Raw genomic sequence first — 19,878 nt, 5'->3', positions numbered from 1 at the left:
TATCAGGCGGTAAAGATATCTTGCTGGGGCTGCGTGAACCACGCGGCCCCTTTTTCTGTTACGTGGATGTGGTCTTCCAGGCGAACGCCGAATTCGGTTCCATCCTCGCCCGGCACCACGATCATCGGTTCATCCGAAAAACACATGCCGACATCGAGCAGCGTCTTGTCGCCCCGCACGATAAACGGCGCTTCATGGATCGATAGGCCGATGCCATGGCCGGTGCGATGCGGCGTGCCCGGAAGTTTATACTCCGGCCCCAACCCATGCTTTTCGAGCACGCGGCGCACGGCGGCATCCACCTCTTCGGCGGGTACGCCCACCGCAACGCGGGCGAAAGCGGCCGCCTGGGCTTCCTTCTCAATATCCCAAATCTGGCGCTGGCGATCAGTCGGCTTGCCGAAGCTATAGGTGCGGGTGATGTCGGAGGTGTAGCCCTGCACGAAACAGCCGGTATCCACCAGCACAAGGTCATTCTCTTTCAGGGCCTGCACGCCCGGCAACCCATGGGGATAGGCCGTACCACGGCCGAATTGCACGATGCAGAAGGAATTGCCGGAGGCGCCCATTTTCCGATGCGCCGCTTCGATGAAATTCTCGACTTCCGCCGTGGTGATGCCTTCGCGGAGGATCTTTTGAGTCGCCTTATGCACCGCCAAGGTCATGTCCATCGCCTGCTGCATGATGGCGAGCTCGCCGGGCGACTTGCACAGGCGGCAGCCGCGAATGACCGGCCCGGCTTCCAGAATCGAAAGCCCCGTTTGTTTGCCCAGCGCATGGACCATTTCGAAGGAGATGGAGGGATCGACCGCAAGCTTCGTCAGCCCCTTGGCGCGCATGGCATCCCCGATCAGGGCATAGGGGCTCTCATCTTCCTGCCAAAGCCGCAAATCGGCTTCGACCTGCAGTCCCGCCAAAACCGAGCCGCGTTCGAAATAGGGACAAACAATGATGGGGTCGCCCGAAACGGGTAAGAACAGCGCCGTCAAACGCTCCGAAACACCCCAGCGCAGCCCCGTGAAATAGTCGATGCTTGACCCGGCATTGATCAAAAGCGCCTCAGCCCCCAAATCGCGCGTCAGGCGGCGCGCCTTTTCGAGTCGGGCCAGGCGCTCATCCCGGGAAATGGGGGCAGCAAGGCTTACGGGCGGGGTCAGTTCAGCAAGAACAGCTTCGATCGTCATTTGGGCTTCATATCCAGTTGGGAAAAGGCCGTCCGCCTTGCCAAAGGGAGCGACAAGCACGGTCTTTCTTGGAGGGAGACGGCCTGATAGTATACGTTATCTGGCAACGATCGCCAGCCACAATAGCCTTCGTCCCCAAGGCCAGAACGGCGGGTAACCGCTGGAAACAGATGATGTCGACAGAGCACAGCGCCTCAGCACCCGAAAACGCGGAAAAACCGAGAATGACGATCGTCGCCAAGACCCTGTCGGAGCAAGTCTACAGCTTGGTCCGCGACCGGATCTTGTCGAACGAGCTGCCCGCCAATCTTCCCATCCGGCAGGACGCGCTGGCCAAGGAACTGGGCGTCAGCAAAATCCCCTTGCGTGAAGCCTTTGCGCGGCTCGAACGAGATGGGCTTTTGCAGTCGGTCACCAATCGCGGCTTTTTCGTCTACCCGCTTTCGGCCAAAGAGGCAGAGGAAGTCTATGCCTTGCGCCTGAAGATGGAGCCGGAAGCGGTGGGCCGCGCGGCCAAGAAAGCGACCGCCGAAGACAAGGCCATCGCACGGACCGCGCTGAACCTGCTCGACAAAGCCGCCGCCAACGATCGCGTTGCCGTGGGCCGTTTGAACCGCGAATTTCATATGACGCTGGTGCGCCCGATCCGCCAGCTGATCACCGTCAGCATTATTGAGCGGCTGAACCTGATCGCCGAACGCTATGTGCATAAGCATCTGGAACCGGCTGGCCGCCGCAAGCGCGCCAAGAAGGAACATACTGAGATGTTCGAGGCCTGGTGCGCCGGGCAATCCAAAGTGGTCGAGAGCATGATGTATGACCACATCGCCTCCACTCTGGAAGATTTGCGAAACCAGATCGAAATCCAGAACAGCTAATATTAAAGGCCGCCCTTTTGAGGCGGCCTTTTTTAAGCTTAGTTCTTCACCAACATGACCTCAACGGGCTTAGCATCCAGCGCGACCACAGTACCACCTTGCGCGAGGTGATAACCGCCCGCGATGTTGAGCACTGCCTTTGACGTGTGCGCATCCTTGGGCGCGAGCGTCAGCACCACGGAGCCGCTTTTGGGATCATAGGCAGCCGCGTCGATCTTGCCCGCGTCCAGCGTGAGCCAGAGCTTTTCCGGCGCGATGAAGAGACGGGTGCGCGCGCTATCCTTGGGCGCGATCACGACCTTGCCATTGGCCTCCGAGACATTGCCGCCCATGCCGACCCAGCCGAAGACCGGATGGTTCACGAGATAGGATGCCGCCGCATAAGCATGGGCAAAGAAGCTTGAGCCGTAATCGCCATTGATGGGATCGAACTTCATCATATCGGGGAAGGAATGGAAGGCCGCCGAGGCAAAACCGTTTTCGTCGATATTGCTGAGCGAACCCATCAAGCCGCCATAGGCCACGCGCAAGAGATAGAAGTCCTCCGGATTGGCGCGATAGGAATCGAACAGTGGCAGCGCGTTGTTGGATGAGCCGTAATGATGGAGCTGACGCTCAATACGCGAGATTTTCCCGGCATAGAGAAAATCCCAGAAGCGGCGCGCCGAACCGTTATAGCCCCAATGCGGGATGGTGGGATCATAAGCGAGGATCACCTCGCGCGTCGCCGCCGCCTGATCCTGATAGCCGAAATACCGCATCCAGGCATAGACTTCCGGCTGGCCGGTGGAATCCCACGGCATTTCCGAGCCGAAGGGATATTTCAGCGTCTTCCAATGATCGGCGCGGGTTTTCATCAAGGCTTCGATCTCGGACGCCTCAGCCGTCATGCCCTCACGCTTCAGATCCTTCAGGATGGCAACAAAGACATCGCCTTCCATCTGGCCGAACTGGGTGTAGTACGGTGCCTTCACCATCATCGCCTTGATGGTCTCAGCGGCGCGCGTCAGATAAGTCTGCCAGGGCTGGGTCACCAAGCCTTCATGATAACGCCCGACGCGATAGAGCATCCACCATGCGGCGGCGACATGGGGATAGTTGAAGGAGCGGCCGATATCATCCGCGCCCTTCTTGTCCCACGAGGCCCAGGTTTTCCAATTCAGCTTGGGATCATAGGTGCCCGCCGGGAAATGTTCCGGGTCGTAATAGAAGATGGATTTCCTGACGCCGTATTTCTCCGGGCCTTCGCTGACCTGGATGTGGCCCCACAAGGTCTCGTTGGCGAAGCGCTCGAATTTGGCGACCTCCTCCGGCACCGGATTATCGAGTTCCTTCATCGCCGCGGCGAGCCAGCCGCCCGCCCCGCCTTCATCACTGAGGCCAGCGACCCAGACGCGGTTATCTTGCGTGATGATATGGCCCTCTTCCTTGTCATAGCCCATCACCGAGGGGCTGCGATGAAAGAGGTCGTTGGGATTTTCATACCACTGCTTGGAAAAGAGGAAACGGCCCATATCGGCGACCGCCTCAGCTTCAGGCTTGGTCACAAGATAATGGATGGTCTGCACCGTGCCATCAGCATAGGTGAGCGTGAGACGCGCCCGGCCAAGACTTACGCCTTGCACGGAATATTTCATCCAGCCATCGCGTACGGCTTCCGGCGTGCCAAGCTTCAAGGCACCCGCTGGGAAAACCTCAGCCGATTTCACCGCGGCGGGCGCGTGCAGGAAAAGCTGTGCCTTCATATCGGTCGGCACGATATAGCCCGGCAGGCCGACGGCGACGGGGCGCCCCTCCGCTATCAGCGTGGCTTCGATCTTGCGCACCGATGGCGCGGTGACAAAACGAACACCGATGGTGCGGCTCGCACCCGGCGCCAAGGTGAAGGAGGTCGTTTCATTCCATTGCGAAACGCCCTTCCATTCCGTATCCGCGAAGCCTTTCGAGGTGACCATCCAGTCATAAAAGCCTTCGAAGGTCATATTGCGCTGTTCGGGGTCGTTATAAATCTTGAGCGACTTGTCCGCGTTGCGCGCATTCAGGATGGGCTTATAGAGCTCGAAGGGCGTTCCGGCTTCCGGCAGCACCAGCAAGGAGGGGCCTCTGCCGTTCAGCCGGTTCACCTGCAGATAACCCGCATCACGCCCGACATAAGGATCATAGAACGACGCCTTCTCATGCGCTTCATCCAGCGTGCGGCCGGTGATGATATTGTCGAAGATCATCGGGATGCCGAGGCCGCCAACTTCCACCGCCACCTCCGAGGTGTTGGTCAAGGTGAAACGCAGCGCGAGCTTGCCCCCCTCTTGCACCCAGCGGCGCTCGACTTTTATTGGCCCACCAACACTTGCCGAGATATCGGCCGCTGCCAGCACACCCGCCTCTTTCGCCAGCGGCTTGACCGCCGCGCGCTTGAAGGCGCTGGAGTAATCATGCCACTCCGCCTCGCCCGCGCTGCGGACACGCAGGTCGATATCGCCCAAGCGATAGGCGCCATTGCCAAGGCGGGTTTTGAAACGGCCTGAGGGCGCGAAATCAAACCCATCCGAGGCGGCTTTTGGCGCCAGGGAGACCAGGGTCTGCGAATTCTGTTGCAGCGAGAGACGGAATTCGGGCGTCTCGAACTTCTGCGTGACCGTATCGGCAACGGGCTTTGCCGCGACCGGGAACATCAACACGATCGCCGCCAGCCCCAAGCCCACCAAGGATTTTCGCGCAACGCTCCGCTTCATCATTCCCTCAAAATAAAGACGTCCGCCATCTAATCGGCATAGGCAATCGCCTTCAAGTATATATTATACGATTTTGAAGACTACTGGGGAATGCGCGATGCGCACACGAATTGCCAAGATTGGCGTGGCCTTCACGGCTCTGTTACTCGCCTCATCAGCCTCGGCAGCTTCGCCCGCCTTAAGCGGCGGCTGGATTGTGGAAGCCTCGCCGGACTTTCCCGGCTTCACCCGCATCACCGTTCAACAACACGATGGGGCGTGGCAAGGCATGGTCACCTCGCGCTGGTATGGCGACCTAACCATGCGCGACATGCGTGTGGAGGACGGCAAGCTGATCTTCCACCTCTTCAACGGCAATCCGCGCGTAAAAATGGAAGACATTGTTTTGGAGCGTCACGGCGCCTCCCTCTCCATGCGCGGCAAGCTGTGGGACCAGGTCTTCGATGTCAAAGCGCATAAGGGAACGGCGAAAGCGCTGCAGGCGCTCGATTTCAAAACCACCACCCTGCCCCCGCGCCGGGTTGTGCCACAGCAAAATCTCGCCGCCACTCCGCCCATGGGCTGGAGTTCCTGGAACAAATTCGCCACCGACATCGATGACCGCTCGATCCGTGAGATCGCCGATGCGCTGGTCTCCTCCGGCTTGCGCGATGCTGGCTATATATATGTGAACATCGACGATGGCTGGCAGGGCACGCGCGCCAAGGATGGCAGCTTGCAGCCGAACGCAAAATTTCCCGATATGAAGGCGCTGGCCGATTATGTGCACGCGAAAGGCCTGAAGCTCGGCATCTACACTTCGCCTGGGCCGAAATCCTGCGCTGGCTTCGAAGGCTCTTATGGGCATATCCAACAAGACGCCAAGAGCTTCGCGCAATGGGGCATCGATTATCTGAAATACGATCTTTGCTCCGGTGAGGCCTTCTATAACACCGCCGATACCGTCTATGGCACTTATCAGGAAATGGGCGAAGCCTTGGCGGCGGCGGGGCGCCCCATCGTCTATTCCTTATGCGAATATGGCCGTTTTGATGTGGGAAGCTGGGGCCGCGCGGTGGGCGGGCATTTGTGGCGCACCACCGGCGATATCGAAGATAGCTACGCCGCCATGGCGAAGATCGGCTTCGATAAGAATGGCATACCCAACCATACCGGCCCCAATGGCTGGAACGATCCCGATATGCTGGAAGTCGGCAATGGCGGCATGAGCGCCGACGAATACAAAACCCATTTCAGCCTGTGGGCGCTGATGGCCGCGCCACTGATCCTGGGCAATGATGTGCGCAAGATGTCTCCACAAACGCTGGAGATACTGAGCAATCGGGAGGTCATCGCCATCGATCAGGACAAGGCGGGTACGCAGGGCTTGCCGGTCAAGAAGTCCGGCTCGCGCGAGATCTGGACCAAGAAATTGGCCGATGGTTCGGTCGCGGTTGGCCTCTTTAATCGCAGCGCTACGCCACAAGAGATCGCGCTGAATTGGCAGGAGATCGGCTTGCCCGTGCCTGCCAAGCTGCGCGATCTCTGGGCGCATCAGGATGTGACGGCCAGTGCGCAGTATGATGTTCCCGCCCATGGCGTGATCCTGCTGCGCGCTTGGCCTTGAAAGCTATTTCGCCTCCACCAAATTGCGCTGGAAGAAATCGAGCAGCATCTTCCAGTAATAAGGCTGGAACACCGTGTGGTGGGTGCTGTTCGGCACCATCACGAATTCATGCAGCTTACCTGCATCGATGAGCGCCTTGTGCAAGCGCAGCGAGGCGGTGATCGGGACATTGTCGTCCGTCTCGCCATGCACGATGAGGAGCTTGCCTTTCAGATTTCCCGCCACCGCAATGTTGGAGTTGCGATCCCAAGTGGCGTCATCGGCAAGACCCATGGTCACTTCCGGCCACCAGGCTTTGTCGAGACGCAGATCATGCGTGCCCGCGCTTGCCACAGCCGCCTTGAAGAAATCCGGCCGGCGTAAGATGAAGCGCGCGGCATCATAACCGCCCGCCGAATGGCCATAAACGCCAACGCGGCTGAGATCCATGTAGGGATACTTCGCCGCCATCGCCTTCATCATGGCGATGTGATCATCGATTCCCACCTCGCCCATATTCTGATAAGCCGGAAGGCGGAAGGCTTGGCCGCGCTGCGAGGTGCCGCGCCCATCGATCACCGTGACGATCACGCCAAGCGAGGCCAGCGTGCTTTCCATCCGGCCCAAGCTGGCGCCATAGCTTTCGGGATAGTTATGCGTGGTCGGCCCGGTATAGACGTAATCGATTACCGGATATTTCTTGGAAGGATCGAAATTCTTGGGCCGGAAGATCGCGCCGTAGAGTTTGGTCTTGCCATCCTCCACCAGCATTTCAAACGGTTCGACCGGGGCATAGCCCGCCTCTTTCAGCGGCGTTGGATCGGCCTCACCCAGCCGCGCGACGATCTTTCCGTCTTCGGTCGAGCGCAGCAATGTTTGCGACGGCAGCGCTGGTGAGGACATGCGGTCGATAAACCAGGCGCCATCCTCCGACAGCGTGACGCGATGGTCGTAAGGCTCCGGCGTGAGGAGCTTCAGCGTGCCATCCAGCGTGACGCTATAGAGCGCGTGGTTATAAGGGTTTGAATTCGCCTCGCGGCCATTGCCGGTAAAAAGCACGCGGCTCTTCTCTGTACGCAGAATTTCTGAGACTTCCCAAGCACCGGAGGTCAGTGCCCGCCCGCCCGCGGGATCACTGCCTTTTGGAAGGTAATAGAGCTGCGCCCAGCCATTGCGCTCGGAGATATTGAGATAGCCGCCCAGCTCCGGCTCGCTGCGAATGGCGCTGGAGGTGACCGTGACCAGCGGCTTAACGGCTTCATGCACACGCACCGTCGCTACACCCGTGACGGGATCGATTTCGTAAAGATTGACCTCGCCATAACCGCGCGCGGTCCATTCATAAAGAATATGGTCCCCCTCCCACCACAGCGGCGGATCACCGGGCCACAAAAGCGAGAGCGCGGGCACTTTCAGCGTGGTGATCGCGGTTTTCTTTTTCGCTATCGCCTTTTCCACATCGATCAGGATCGGCTCGATCTGCGGCACATCCTTGGCGCCCGCGGTGGGATAAACGAAAGTGAAGGTCCGCGGAAAGCGGCTATCCCTCGGGGTTTGCTGAATCGCGTGCCAGATATAGGCGTTGTTGCGTGACAGGCGATAGGTGAGAAGCTTCTTGGAATCCGGCGACCACTGCACCGCCAGATTGATCGGTGGGGTTTCGCTGTTCGCCTCCACCATATCGGCCATCAGCGCATAATTCTGGCCGTAATGGCGATCAAAAGAGCCATCCGCCGTCAGCGCGGTTTCCTTGCCCGTCGCTTTGTCGACCAGATAGAGATTGTAGTTTCTGGCAATGACCTTGTGCTTGTGGTCAGGGGATTCCACTTCGGTCTGCTTTTCAGCACGCGGTGGTTCGCCGCCCGCTTCGCTGACGGAATTCTTGGCAAGGTCATAAGACCAAATCTTGCCCCCAGCCCTCAGCTTCAGCGTTTTTTTGGCTGCATCGTAATCCAGCGGCGTGACATCGTCTTTATCCGTGAGCTTGGCGGCAAGCAGCGCCTTGATGGCGGACACCCGCGCGATGAGCTCACTGTTCCCGCTCTTGGGATCAGCGAGCCGAATTTCCTCGCGGTTCAATCGATAAAGAACGGCACTTCCGGAAACAAAATGCGCTCCGAGTTCGAAGTTGGTGACCAGGGAGGAAAGATTGACCTCTTCTCCCGGCGCGGCCCAAGCAGGCCCGAGCAGCAAAGCCAAAACGCCAAAGGCAGCGAAGCGTGTACGCAACTTTTCCCCCTCACCAAATCAGAGCTAGACAGAAATGGGCAACCGGCGAAGACCGATTGCCCATTCCATAGGAAAGATGAACTTAGTAGCGGAAGCGCGCGCTCAACTGAACTGTACGCGCCTGCATGCGCAGACCGAGCGGCATCTTATCGTCCTTACCCCATTGCGTGCGGTTGTTCTCGCCGAGCAGGTTGGAGCCTTCGACACTGAAGGTGACCCACTTGTAGGGCGTGAAGTTGACCGCCGCATCGAGCCGCGAGGTGGCATCGTTATACGGCGAATAGGCCACCGCATCCTGCCAGACGCTGACACGCCATTTGGCGCGGTAGTTATAGGCCAAACGGGCGCTGAACTCCGGCGTGTCATAGAACAAGGCAAGGTTATAGGTGTAGCGCGAAACGTTTTCGGCGTTATAGACCCCCGGAACGCTCGCAAGGTCGGTGTTCACCTTGGGATTCAGATAGTCGTACATGATGGTGTACGACGTCATGAGCGTGCCGTTGGCGCTGGCGCCGAAGTTCGACCAGAAGCCAGGCAGGAAATCAAAGAAGCTCTGGGTAGAGAATTCCAGACCTTCGAAGGTGCCGGGCTTGGCATTGCGATTCTGATAGAGCGTGTAGCCGTTATAGGGGCTGCTCGGATCGTTGATCGGAATGCCCGCATAGTAGAACCAGCCATGCGGCTTCTTCAGGAAGTAGCCAAGCGAGACCTGGCCCGCCTTGCCGAAGAAGTATTCCAGCGATGCGTCGTAATTATGCTCACGCATCGAGTGCAGATCAGGATTGCCCGCCCAAATGATTTTGTTGGGAACGTTGATGCTCTGCCAGGCCGAGGCATCCCAAAACGCGGGACGGTCCACCTGATAGAAATAGGACAGACGAAGCTGCAGCTTATCCGAGAAATGCACCAGTGCATTGGCGTTCGGCATCACGTCGAAATAGCTCTTATTCGCCGAATGCGGAGTAATGGTGGTGAACCAGTTACCCTTCGCATCCTGATTGTCGGTGTAATCCGTGCTGAGCACATCGCCCCAGGTCTGAACGGCACGCACGCCGAGCTGGCCTTCAACCGGGAAATACAAATTGGCGCCCCAATTTGCCTGGGCATAGCCGGCAAAAGTGTATTCGTGGTCGTTATAGGAATTGGTCAGATCGATATTCGGCGGCTCATTGCTCGACCAATCGTAGCGGCCCTTCGAAGCCATCGGCGAGGTAGCGATGTAGTTACGCACCGCCGCGTAATTATCGAGAATGCAGGAGGATGACAGACGATACCAGGAGGGAATATCCGCCCCCGACACATCAGGCTTGACCTTCTCGCTGGCATTACCGCAGGACGGGAACGCGCTCATCGGCATATAGTGCGTGTTGTTCTTCGTCGTGGCGCTATCGTAGAAAATGGCGTCACGATAGCCGAAATCCTTCTGCGTATGGCGGTTGGAGTAGCGATAGCCCGCTTGCAGGCTACGCAGATACCAATCCTCGCTCACCTGATAGGTCGCATCGGCCTGGGTATCGAATTCCTGGCTCTTGGAGTGCCCCACTTCGTCATGGAGCTGGAACAAGCGGTATTGCGAGACGTCGTTCAAATCGGTGTTGTTGAATTGGACGAAGGGCCCGCCGCCAAGAACCGTGGAGGAATTCACGTCCACCACAGCCGACGTCGCGCCTTGGAAACGCGAATAGGTGCCGAGCGTGAAGTATTTGGACGAACTCCAGTTATATTGCGCGCTCGCATTCACCTGCAAACGGTCGAAGTGGTAATGCGCTTCGAGATTGGTGTTGAACTCGTCGCGGTTGGTGCGGGTGAAATAGGATTCCGGGCCGCCATTGACTGGGCTGGTGCCATCCGCGGAAGTGAAGGTCGCCGATTTCAGCGTCTGCCCGTCCGGCATCATCTGGATATTCGAGAGATTATAGGTCCCGTTGCGCACCACCATATGCAGGCGATCGCGGTGCAGCTTGTCCTTGCTGGAGATGTAAGCACCTTCCAGCACGAAATCGAGATGATCGTTTGCTTTCCACTGCGTCGAAAGATTGACGGAGGGACGCGTGGTTGCACCCTGCTCGACGCCGTAATTGATCGCATAGGGCGCGATCGGGCCGACACCGCCATTCAAGGCATGGATATTGCCCGGCAGAGTCGACTGATCCTTGTCAAAGAACGGATCCGGGGACTCGCTTTCGATGAAATTCTCGAAGTAATTGTTCTGGGTATAGGAGAGGTTCAGCAGGAAACCCATCTCGCCCAGCGCGGTGTCGAAGCGATTGGCAATCAGCGCGCTGGTATAGGGGCTGTAGGTGCCACCAAGGTCGCTGTAAACGCCGCGCACGCTGCCTGCCAAAGTCCAGCCGAACGGCAGATCCAGCGGCCGGCGTAGATCGACATTCACGGTGCCGCCCATACCGCCTTCAACCTGATCGGCGGAGCGGGATTTATAAACCGTCACGGCCTTCAACAATTCCGCCGGAATATCGGACAGGTTCATCGCGCGATCCGAACCGGAGCTGGCCGCGTTGCCGTTCAAGGTGGTTGCAACGCTGCTGAGACCGCGAATGGAGATGGACGAACCTTCGCCATGCATGCGCTCGATCTGCACGCCGGTGACATGGGCCAGGGCTTCCGGGACATTGTTGTCCGGGAGCTTACCAACGTCTTCGGCGGACACGACGTCAACGATCTGCTTGGAATCGCGCTTGATCTGGGCCGATTTGGTCAAGCTGCCGCGGATGCCTGACACCACCACGGTTTCGATGGTCTCGGGTTCCTGCGCAGCCTGCGCATAGGCAAGCTGCATGGACGCCTGGAAGCTGAACACGCCCGCGGCAAGACTGGTCGCGGCCAAGAGTTTGGTCTTAAGCTTCATGGAGAATGTGCCCCTTTCCCTCATTATTACAAAACGCTGAGAAAAATATTATACGATATACGACTGCACGCAATCGGTCGCAGGGCACGTTCGGCATTTAGATGACAATTTTTTTGCGGCGCATATGCAAGCATCTACCCGGTTCGCCGCCAATTTGTGCAATATAGATGCTATCGTTACCATTTTTGCGCAGTAAATATGCCTCTTCTGCGCATTAAGGCTGATGTGCCCGTATGAGGGCTGGCGATTATTATGTCAGACAACACGGTACCCTGGCATGAAAATAGTATACTACAAAGGATTGCGGGCGAATGGGTTCCCGCGCGCGCTTTCGATCCCCCTGGACGGCCTGACGCGATTGCAAGCAGCGCCGAAGGCAAAAAAAATGGGCCGCGGTGGCGGCCCATCTGATTCCGGTGTGGAGAATTAGACGCCCGGGCTGAGGTAGGTCGTCTTCAGCTCGGTGTAGAAATCGCGCGCCGACCGCCCCTGCTCGCGCGGGCCATAGCTTGCAGCCCCGACGCCGCCGAAGGGCGCGTGATAATCGATGCCCGCGGTCGGCAGGTTGATCGTCACCACGCCCGCATGCACCTTCTTCTTGAACACCTGCGCATATTTCAGCGATTTGGTGCAGAGCCCGGCGGAGAGATTGGCCTTAGAGCCATTCACCAGCGCCAGCGCCTCATCAAAATCCTTGGCACGATAGACACCCGCCACCGGCCCGAAGATTTCATCGGCGCCAAAGATGTGATCGCCCGTCAGGCCATCGAACAAGGTCAGCGCGAAGAAGGCATGCGGCATTTCCTGTTTCGTGCCGCCGATCACCGGTACCGTCACCGCTTCCACGCGCTCTGTGAGCGCGGAGATCGCCGCCTTCTGGCGCAAGGACACCAGCGGGCCAACTTGCGTTTTGGCATCGCGCGGATCGCCCACAACAACGCTCTGCATCCGAGCCGTGAGCGCAGCGACGAAGGCATCGGCAATGCTGTCATCCACAATGATACGCGAGGTGGCAGTGCAGCGCTGGCCCGCCGCGAAGAAGGCGCCATTCAGCGCACATTCCACCGCGCTCGGGATATCGGCATCGGCCGCGATCACCAGCGCATTGATGCCGCCCATCTCAAGCTGCATGCGGCGCCCGCTGGCCGCGGCGGCCTTGCGCACGAGCTGGCCCGTAGTGGCGGAACCAGTGAAGGAGACCGCATCCACGCCAGAAGCTTCGGTGACGGCCTTGCCTGCCCCACCGGCACCCAAAATCATGTTCACCGCGCCATCGGGAAGTCCGGCGCCAGCGATCACCTCCATCAAGGCGGCGGCGGTGGCCGAGGAATATTCCGAGGGCTTCCACAGAACCGCATTCCCAAAGGCGATGGCGGGCGCGATCTTCCAGGCCGGAATGGCAATCGGGAAATTCCACGGCGTCACCGCCGCGACCACACCGACGGGATCGTAGCTCACTTCCACCGTCACGCCCGGACGGGTGGAATCGAACATCTCACCCACATTGCGGATGGTTTCGCCCGCGAAGAATTCGAACAGGCGCGCCGCGCGGATGATTTCACCCTTGGCATCCGGCACTGTCTTTCCGGTCTCGCGCGCGATCAACACGGCGAGTTCCGGCACGCGGGCCATCAGTGTACGGCCAATCGCGGCCAGGCTATCGGCACGCTTTTCCACCCCACCCGCTGCCAGAGCAGCCACCGCCGAACGCGCCGCCGCACTCGCCTCATCAGCAAGCGCCGTATCGCCTTCCGGGCCGACGATGACGAGATCGTTTGGATCGGCAGGATTGGGCTGCTCAAAGGCGGTGGCGCCCGATACGAGCTTGCCCGCCACATGATGCTGCAGGGTGATGGTCTCAGTCATTGATATCTCACTTCACGCTAAATCCGGCCGCGAACGTATCGTCCTGATCGATCCAAATGGTGTTGTATCCGGTGGCTATCGCCGAGCCTTCGATGGACGGGATGATAGCATCCACCCCGCCCAATTTTGTGACGTCTTCCACCCGGCCAATGAAGCGGCTGCCGATATAGCTTTCATGTATGAAGCGGTCGCCTTTTTTCAACCGCCCCTTGGAAACCAGATGGGCAAGCCGCGCTGAGGTTCCCGTTCCGCACGGGCTGCGGTCGATGGCATTGTCACCATAGAAAACCGCATTGCGGCCATCAGCATCAGCGCTCATCGGCTTATCGGCCCACAAAACATGGCTGACGCCGTGAATGCGCGGATCGACCGGATGCACCGGATCAATGATGGCTTGAAGCTGGGCGCGGATGGTGCGGCTGAGCGCCTTGATACGGTCGGCGTTGAGCGCGTCGAGCCCTTCATAGGGGCCCTGCGGCTCGACGATGGCGTAGTAATTGCCGCCATACGAGATATCGACCGTGAGCGGCCCGAAATCGGGCACATCGATCTTGATGCCGGTCGCGGCGACATAAGCGGGCACATTGCGGATGCGCACCCAGGTCACCTTCTTGCCCTCAGTGCCGTATTCGATGTCGATGATGCCCGCAGGAACTTCCACTTTCAGACGACCGGGCTCACGGGGCACAATCAGCCCATGCTCGATACCAAAGGTGATGATGCCGATGGTGCCATGACCGCACATCGGCAAGCAGCCGCTGGTCTCCATGAAGAGAATACCGATATCGGTATCGGCTTGGGTCGGTGGATAGAGGAACCCGCCTGACATCATGTCATGCCCGCGCGGCTCAAAGCACAGGCCGGTGCGGATCCAATCGAAGCGCGCCAGAAAATCCTTCCGGCGCTCTCCCATATTTTCCCCATGGAGCAAAGGCGCCCCACCCGCGACAAGGCGCACGGGGTTTCCCGCCGTGTGCCCATCGATGCAAAAGAAGATGTTCTTCATGGCGGGAGCCTAACCCCTTAAGCCGCGGAGGAAAGCTTGCTGCAAGGCGCCGTGGCGGCAGCATGTTTGACCATCGCGATGACCTGCTCGCGGCGGCTGCCTGCGAGCGGCAGGCGCGGCAGACGCACGCGCTCGGAGCCGCGGCCCATCAATTCTTCCGCCAATTTGATGCCCTGCACGAGATCGTGGCAGGAATCGAGATGGAGGAGCGGCATGAACCAGCGATAGATTTCGCGAGCTTCCTCTAACTTACCTTCATCCAGCAAGCGGATGATCGCCACGGATTCCTTCGGGAAGGCGCTGGTAAGACCGGAGACCCAGCCCGAGGCGCCCATCATCAAGCCTTCCAGCGCAACGTCATCAAGACCGGCGAGAACCGTGAAGCGCTTGCCGAAGGCGTTGATCACATCGGTGAAGCGGCGCGTATCGGGGGCGCTTTCCTTCACGGCGACGACGTTCGGAATTTCGGCCAGACGCTCGAGCAGCTTGAGGCTGATCTCGACGCGATAGCCGATGGGGTTGTTGTAGATCATGATCGGCAGCGAGGTCGCAGCCGCGATCTTTTTGAAATGCGCGAGGAGCTCATCTTCCGTCGGCACATAGACCATGGCCGGAAGCACCATCAGCGCATCGGCGCCAAGCTTCTCGGCATCGCGCACATATTTCACCGCGCGATCGGTGGTGAGCTCGGAAACACCGGCGACGATAGGAACGCGCTTGGCAACGGTTTCGGCGGCTGCGGCCAGAACCGTGCGCTTCTCTTCCGGTTCCAGCGAATTATTCTCACCACAAGTGCCCAGCACGACGAGGCCATCCACGCCATCCGTCACCAGCGCATCCAAAACCTTTTGTGTGGCGGGCACATCAACGGCCAAATCTTTATCAAATTGAGTCGTCGCGGCAGGATAAACACCCTTCCACAGTACTTTCGCAGCCATTCAAACCTCCGTTGCAGTGGTACCGGTATACGGTATAATATTTCGGCTTTCAATGTGGGAATTGTTATGACGAAAGCGGTTGTCACCGGCGCAGGCATTATCGGCTCGGCAGTGGCGTTGAAATTGCGCCAATCGGGCCTGGACGTGACGCTGATCGATGCGCCGCCTTCGCATGGAAAATGTGCGTCCTGGGGAAATGCAGGCCATATTGCAGTAGAGCAAGTTGCACCTATCGCGTCTATGGCGACTGTCCTCGGCGCCCCTCGCCGCCTTCTCTCGCCTCATGGCGCCTTGTCCCTGCCGCTTAATGCCATTGATGCATGGCTGCCCTTTTCGATTCGTCTTCTGAAGGCGGCTCAGCCCAAGAGTTTTGAGCGCGGCAGCCGCGCCTTGGCCTTGCTTCTGGCGGAAGCAGTTCCGGCTTGGAAACGCTTTACAGAAAGCCTTTGCGCGCCAGAGCTGATGCGCGGCGATGGCCATTTCATCGTTTGGAACAGTGCCAAGAGCGCGGCTGCGGGCCGCCAGCATTGGATGGAAAGCGATACCGGCACAGCGAGCATTCGCGACGCGTCGGAAGAGGAGATGGAAGCGCTGCAGGCGCTCTCGGCCAAGAAGATCGAAGGCGCGGTACGCTGTATCGGCAGCGGACAGATCAGCGATCCGGCCGCGCTGTTCGCAAAACTGGAGAGCGCGTTTTCGGCCGCCGGAATTACGCGCCTGAACGGCAAAGTGCGGGCGCTTCAGCGTGAGGACGACACCGCGCGCATTCTTCTCGATAACGAGGTGATCACCGCGGATGTGATCGTGGTAGCGGCAGGTTTCGGCTCGCGCGCGCTTCTGGAAACAGCCGGCCATAAAGTGCCGATGATCGCGGAGCGCGGTTATCACGTGCAATATGAGGCGCAAGCCTGGCCGCAAATGATGCCTCCGGTGGTGTTCGAGGATTACGCGACCATCGTCACCCGCTTTGCCTCCAGCCTGCGCGCGGCAAGCTTTGTCGAATTCGGCAAAGAGAATTTGCCCGCCGATCCCGCCAAATGGCGCCGCATCACGCGCACGGTGCGCGATCTGGGTTTGAAAGCGGGCGCGGAAACCTCGCAATGGGTTGGATCGCGCCCCACCCTGCCCGACTATCTGCCCGCGATCGGCAAAAGCCGCGCTGCCGCCAATCTCTTCTATGCTTTCGGGCATAACCATCTTGGCTTGACCTTGGGCCCGCTTACCGCCGAACGCATTGCTTCGATGGTGACGGGGCAATCCCAATCCTGCCCCGCCTTCGATATCGAAAGGTTCTGAGCCTTACTCCGCCGCTTGGGGCGCCGCGAGGGCAGACCTGCGCGCGCCATAAGCGAAATAGAGCACTAACCCAATACCATTCCAGATCAGGAACCAGATCTGGGTCGTGGCCGGAAGCCCGTTCACGAAGAGATACGAACAGCCAACAATGCAGAGCGGCGCCACCAGCCAAGGGGCCGGAACCTTGAACGTCCGCTTATGCTCCGGCGCGCGCCAGCGCAGCATCAGCACAGACGCCGCCACAGCGATAAACGCAAAGAGCGTGCCCGCATTGGCCAGAAGCGCGATGTTGTCGAGGCGCAGCGTGGCCGAGAGCAACGCCACAATGACACCCGTGACCGCGGTGATGAAGACCGGCGTGCCCCGGTTCTCGCTGACCTTGGCGAGCGAGCGCGGCAGAAGCCCGTCACGCGCCATCACATAGAACACGCGGCTCTGGCCATACATCACCACCAGGATCACGCTCGGCAGCGCGATGATCGCCGCCATCGAGACGATCTGTGCCGCCAAGGGGTTGTTCAGCATGTTGAGAACATGGGCGAGCGGCGCCGCGGCTTTGGAAAGATCGGTGTAATAGCACGCGCCCAAAGCTGCCAGCGCCACCAGCATGTAGATGGAGGAGGACAGCGCCATTGAGCCGATGATGCCGATCTTCAAATCGCGCTGCGGATCTTTGGTTTCCTCAGCCGCGGTCGACACCGCGTCAAAACCATAGAAGGCGAAGAAGATCAGGGCCGAGGCTGCAAGCACGCCGCGCTTGACGCCATCCCCATCGACATGCGCGCCGATGCCTGAGGGCAGGAAAGGATGGAAGTTCGCAAGATTGAAGCCCTGAAAGGCGATGACCACGAACAGCAGCAGTGCCGCCAGTTTCACCAGCACCAGCACGGTGGTGATAAGTGCGCTTTCGCGGGTGCCGAGGATCAACAGCAAAGTCACAATAGCGGAGAGGATGACCGCGGGAATATCGATCCAGCCACCCGCAAAGGTGCCATGCAGCAGCACTTCGGGCACCGCGATCCCCGCCGTATGGATGAATTCGGAAAAATAGCCCGACCAACCGACGGCCACTGCGGCTGCCGAAACCGTATATTCCAGGATCAAGCTCCAGCCGACGATCCAAGCCAGCGCCTCACCCAGCACCGTATATGTATAAGTGTAGGCACTGCCCGAGGCAGGAATGGCCGTCGCCATTTCGGCATAACACAGCGCCGCGCAAGTCGAGATCACACCACAGACCACAAAGGACAGAAGCACGCCTGGACCTGCGAGGCCCGCGCCAATGCCCGTGAGCGTGTAAATGCCGGTGCCGACAATGGCGCCCACGCCCATCATGAGGAGATGCCACCAGCGCAAGGTGGCCTTCAAATGGCGGCCGCTGGCATGGCTGAGATGACTATCGATACTCTTGCAGCGGCTCCAGAACGCCATTCCAACCTCCTCACGCGCCGCCCGGATAAGCGGTGCCATAATCGTATACCGTAGACTTTAGGAGTGGTTTGCTTCCTAGAACAAGTCGAAGCTAGGAACATTCGGGTTGAAAGCCGCCTCTGCGGGAGGTTTTTTGCGGATGTCTGGGCGCCGCCGGGCCGGCACTGCCCAATTGCGGGCCAAGCTGCCCAGTAGAGTGGCAATAGCAGCGGGGAACGGCGATGGCAGATTGGGATTTGGTAGACGAGCGCAGCCTTCTCGCCCTCGCGCCGGAAAGCGGCTGGGACGATTCTTCGGTCACCGAAGAAATGGTGGCTGCGGTGCGGGCTCGGCTGGAAAACGCAGGCGGCACCCTTACCTTCTGGGCGGTCTTGGCCGAGGATAGTTATCAAACCGCCTTTGACGACGGCCTGACGTTACAGCTCAGCGCCATCGCCTTGAACGAAGAGGATGCGCAGCGCCTGGTCGAGCTTGCGGGCGAAGAAAAATGGACCGCCTGGCACATTCGCGCCTACAGCCTTATCTTGCGCGATAGCCTGCCCGCGCTGGTCGAAGGGTGGCGCGAGGAGGACGACTTCTCGCTGAACCACATCGTAGAACTGCTGGCCTCGATCGCGCCCGGCGACACCGCCTCAGCCCTGGACGCCGGTTTCGACCGCGCCGGAAACCGGCGTGTGTTGAAACTGCCCGGCATGTGAGCGTGCTGGTCTGCCGCGTTGAGCGAGGTTTCCTAAAGCCGACCTTCGCAACCTCCTGCGCGGAGGGAAGAAGGCAAGAGCCTATTCGCAAGGCTCGAGCAAAATGTCTGTTAGCTTGCAGACACCTTTGTCGTCGATCACCTTGGCAGTGAAAATGATGTTTGTTGGCCAAAGTTGTTGGTGCTTGGTCACACTTGCCTTGAGCGCCGCCACTTTACATTCGCCTGCGAAATTCTGCTCAGCAATGGGATTCCATTTGTATCCCATCGAGATCATAAGCTGCTTGAATTTCTCCTGTGTGATGGTCCCGTCTGCATCAAATTTGGCCCTTACACTCGCGCATGTCGTGGTTCCGGGCTTATCGACGGCGAATAGAAGACCCCGCTTCAAAAAATCCCGCAATGGTGTCGCCTTGGTGTTCCCGGCATCGACGGCCTTCGACGCCCACTCGTAAGCCTTGAGGTCGTCCCGCGCGATACCCAACCCATCGTGATAAAGGGTGGATAGATAAGCCATCGCGTCCCCGTTGCCACGGTCCGCCGCCATTCGAATCCACTTCACTGCCTCGGTTTGGTCGACGGGAATGCCTCCTCGCCCGCTGAAGTAGATATCTCCGATCTTCATCATGGCGCCAGGATCGCCTTTATCTGCAGCGAGACGAAGCCACTTCAAAGCCGTTGGCGTATTCTGTGGAACCCCCTCGCCAAGGGCATAAATGCGCCCGAGGAAGTTCATAGCTTTGACATCGCCGCGCTCCGCACGCTGCTTGAGGTCACCCAATTCGTCGGCGAGCGCCATACCGCCAAGTGCCAGCAATGCTCCGCAGATGGCGATCCACCGCCCGAAACGAGCCGCAGCTTTTGAGCGTCCCGCCGTCAGCGGGCTAATTTCCCTATTCATCTATGCCCACTCAGTTCCCCGACGACCCGTGAAAGTATAGGCCGACCAGACCGAAGCAAGGTCCGAAGGTGGCGCAAGTTGCCGCCCGACCGTCCGGCTATGTCCCGCCTGAAAACGCCCCCCTGATTGAGCGAGCAGCACACCCAGCTCGGCCAAGTAGCGCCAGAGGACAAGATTTCAGACGCATATGGCGAATACGAGCCGGATTTTCTCAAAGAGGCGACCGACGCCTTGGAGGCATGAGTACCAAGATCACCGGAGGCGACCTG

General features: G+C 59.1%; 13 protein-coding genes. 4 read left to right on the top strand and 9 right to left on the bottom strand.

What is annotated here, in order from left to right; genetic code table 11:
• Positions 1 to 2: 2 nt before the first annotated feature.
• A complete protein-coding gene (locus tag FHS83_RS14090) occupies positions 3 to 1,184 on the bottom strand; it encodes a M24 family metallopeptidase (protein ID WP_167083577.1) in 1,182 nt (393 codons plus the stop codon).
• 224 nt (positions 1,185 to 1,408) lie between these two features.
• Between FHS83_RS14090 and FHS83_RS14085 the strand changes: the two genes are divergently transcribed.
• Positions 1,409 to 2,062, top strand: coding sequence for a GntR family transcriptional regulator (locus tag FHS83_RS14085; protein ID WP_167083576.1), 654 nt, complete (start codon positions 1,409 to 1,411; stop codon positions 2,060 to 2,062).
• A 38-nt stretch (positions 2,063 to 2,100) separates the two neighbouring features.
• Here FHS83_RS14085 and FHS83_RS14080 read toward each other — a convergent pair whose 3' ends face one another.
• Complete coding sequence (locus FHS83_RS14080; protein WP_208414764.1) at positions 2,101 to 4,797, bottom strand: DUF5695 domain-containing protein; 2,697 nt, start codon at positions 4,795 to 4,797, stop codon at positions 2,101 to 2,103.
• Positions 4,798 to 4,891: 94 nt separating this feature from the next.
• Between FHS83_RS14080 and FHS83_RS14075 the strand changes: the two genes are divergently transcribed.
• Positions 4,892 to 6,400 (top strand): glycoside hydrolase family 27 protein, encoded by a 1,509-nt coding sequence (locus FHS83_RS14075; RefSeq protein ID WP_167083575.1) that lies wholly within the window; start codon positions 4,892 to 4,894, stop codon positions 6,398 to 6,400.
• 3 nt (positions 6,401 to 6,403) lie between these two features.
• Here FHS83_RS14075 and FHS83_RS14070 read toward each other — a convergent pair whose 3' ends face one another.
• From FHS83_RS14070 to FHS83_RS14050, 5 genes are all read right to left on the bottom strand, one after another.
• Positions 6,404 to 8,608: a S9 family peptidase gene (locus FHS83_RS14070; protein WP_167083574.1), complete on the bottom strand. Its 2,205-nt coding sequence runs from the start codon at positions 8,606 to 8,608 to the stop codon at positions 6,404 to 6,406.
• Positions 8,609 to 8,690: 82 nt separating this feature from the next.
• Positions 8,691 to 11,474, bottom strand: coding sequence for a TonB-dependent receptor (locus FHS83_RS14065; protein WP_167083573.1), 2,784 nt, complete (start codon positions 11,472 to 11,474; stop codon positions 8,691 to 8,693).
• A 426-nt stretch (positions 11,475 to 11,900) separates the two neighbouring features.
• A complete protein-coding gene (locus tag FHS83_RS14060; RefSeq protein WP_167083572.1) occupies positions 11,901 to 13,340 on the bottom strand; it encodes an aldehyde dehydrogenase family protein in 1,440 nt (479 codons plus the stop codon).
• Positions 13,341 to 13,347: 7 nt separating this feature from the next.
• Positions 13,348 to 14,346 (bottom strand): 4-hydroxyproline epimerase, encoded by a 999-nt coding sequence (locus tag FHS83_RS14055; RefSeq protein WP_167083571.1) that lies wholly within the window; start codon positions 14,344 to 14,346, stop codon positions 13,348 to 13,350.
• A gap of 17 nt (positions 14,347 to 14,363) precedes the next feature.
• The gene (locus tag FHS83_RS14050) at positions 14,364 to 15,284 is read right to left on the bottom strand and encodes a dihydrodipicolinate synthase family protein (protein ID WP_167083570.1); all 921 of its coding nucleotides are present in this window, start codon (positions 15,282 to 15,284) and stop codon (positions 14,364 to 14,366) included.
• Positions 15,285 to 15,350: 66 nt separating this feature from the next.
• Here FHS83_RS14050 and FHS83_RS14045 point away from each other — a divergent pair, with 66 nt between their 5' ends.
• Positions 15,351 to 16,580: an NAD(P)/FAD-dependent oxidoreductase gene (locus tag FHS83_RS14045; protein WP_167083569.1), complete on the top strand. Its 1,230-nt coding sequence runs from the start codon at positions 15,351 to 15,353 to the stop codon at positions 16,578 to 16,580.
• 3 nt (positions 16,581 to 16,583) lie between these two features.
• On the opposite strand, the gene FHS83_RS14040 is transcribed toward FHS83_RS14045, so the two are convergent.
• A complete protein-coding gene (locus FHS83_RS14040; RefSeq protein WP_167083568.1) occupies positions 16,584 to 18,011 on the bottom strand; it encodes an amino acid permease in 1,428 nt (475 codons plus the stop codon).
• 221 nt (positions 18,012 to 18,232) lie between these two features.
• Here FHS83_RS14040 and FHS83_RS14035 point away from each other — a divergent pair, with 221 nt between their 5' ends.
• Positions 18,233 to 18,709, top strand: a complete 477-nt coding sequence (locus tag FHS83_RS14035) for a hypothetical protein (RefSeq protein WP_167083567.1) — start codon at positions 18,233 to 18,235, stop codon at positions 18,707 to 18,709.
• 81 nt (positions 18,710 to 18,790) lie between these two features.
• Here FHS83_RS14035 and FHS83_RS14030 read toward each other — a convergent pair whose 3' ends face one another.
• Positions 18,791 to 19,609: a tetratricopeptide repeat protein gene (locus FHS83_RS14030; RefSeq protein WP_167083566.1), complete on the bottom strand. Its 819-nt coding sequence runs from the start codon at positions 19,607 to 19,609 to the stop codon at positions 18,791 to 18,793.
• Positions 19,610 to 19,878 lie beyond the last annotated feature (269 nt).

It is taken from the genome of Rhizomicrobium palustre (assembly GCF_011761565.1).
Taxonomy (GTDB): domain Bacteria; phylum Pseudomonadota; class Alphaproteobacteria; order Micropepsales; family Micropepsaceae; genus Rhizomicrobium; species Rhizomicrobium palustre.
Note: the sequence above shows the minus strand (reverse complement) of the source record. Positions and strands in the feature narration are given on the sequence as shown.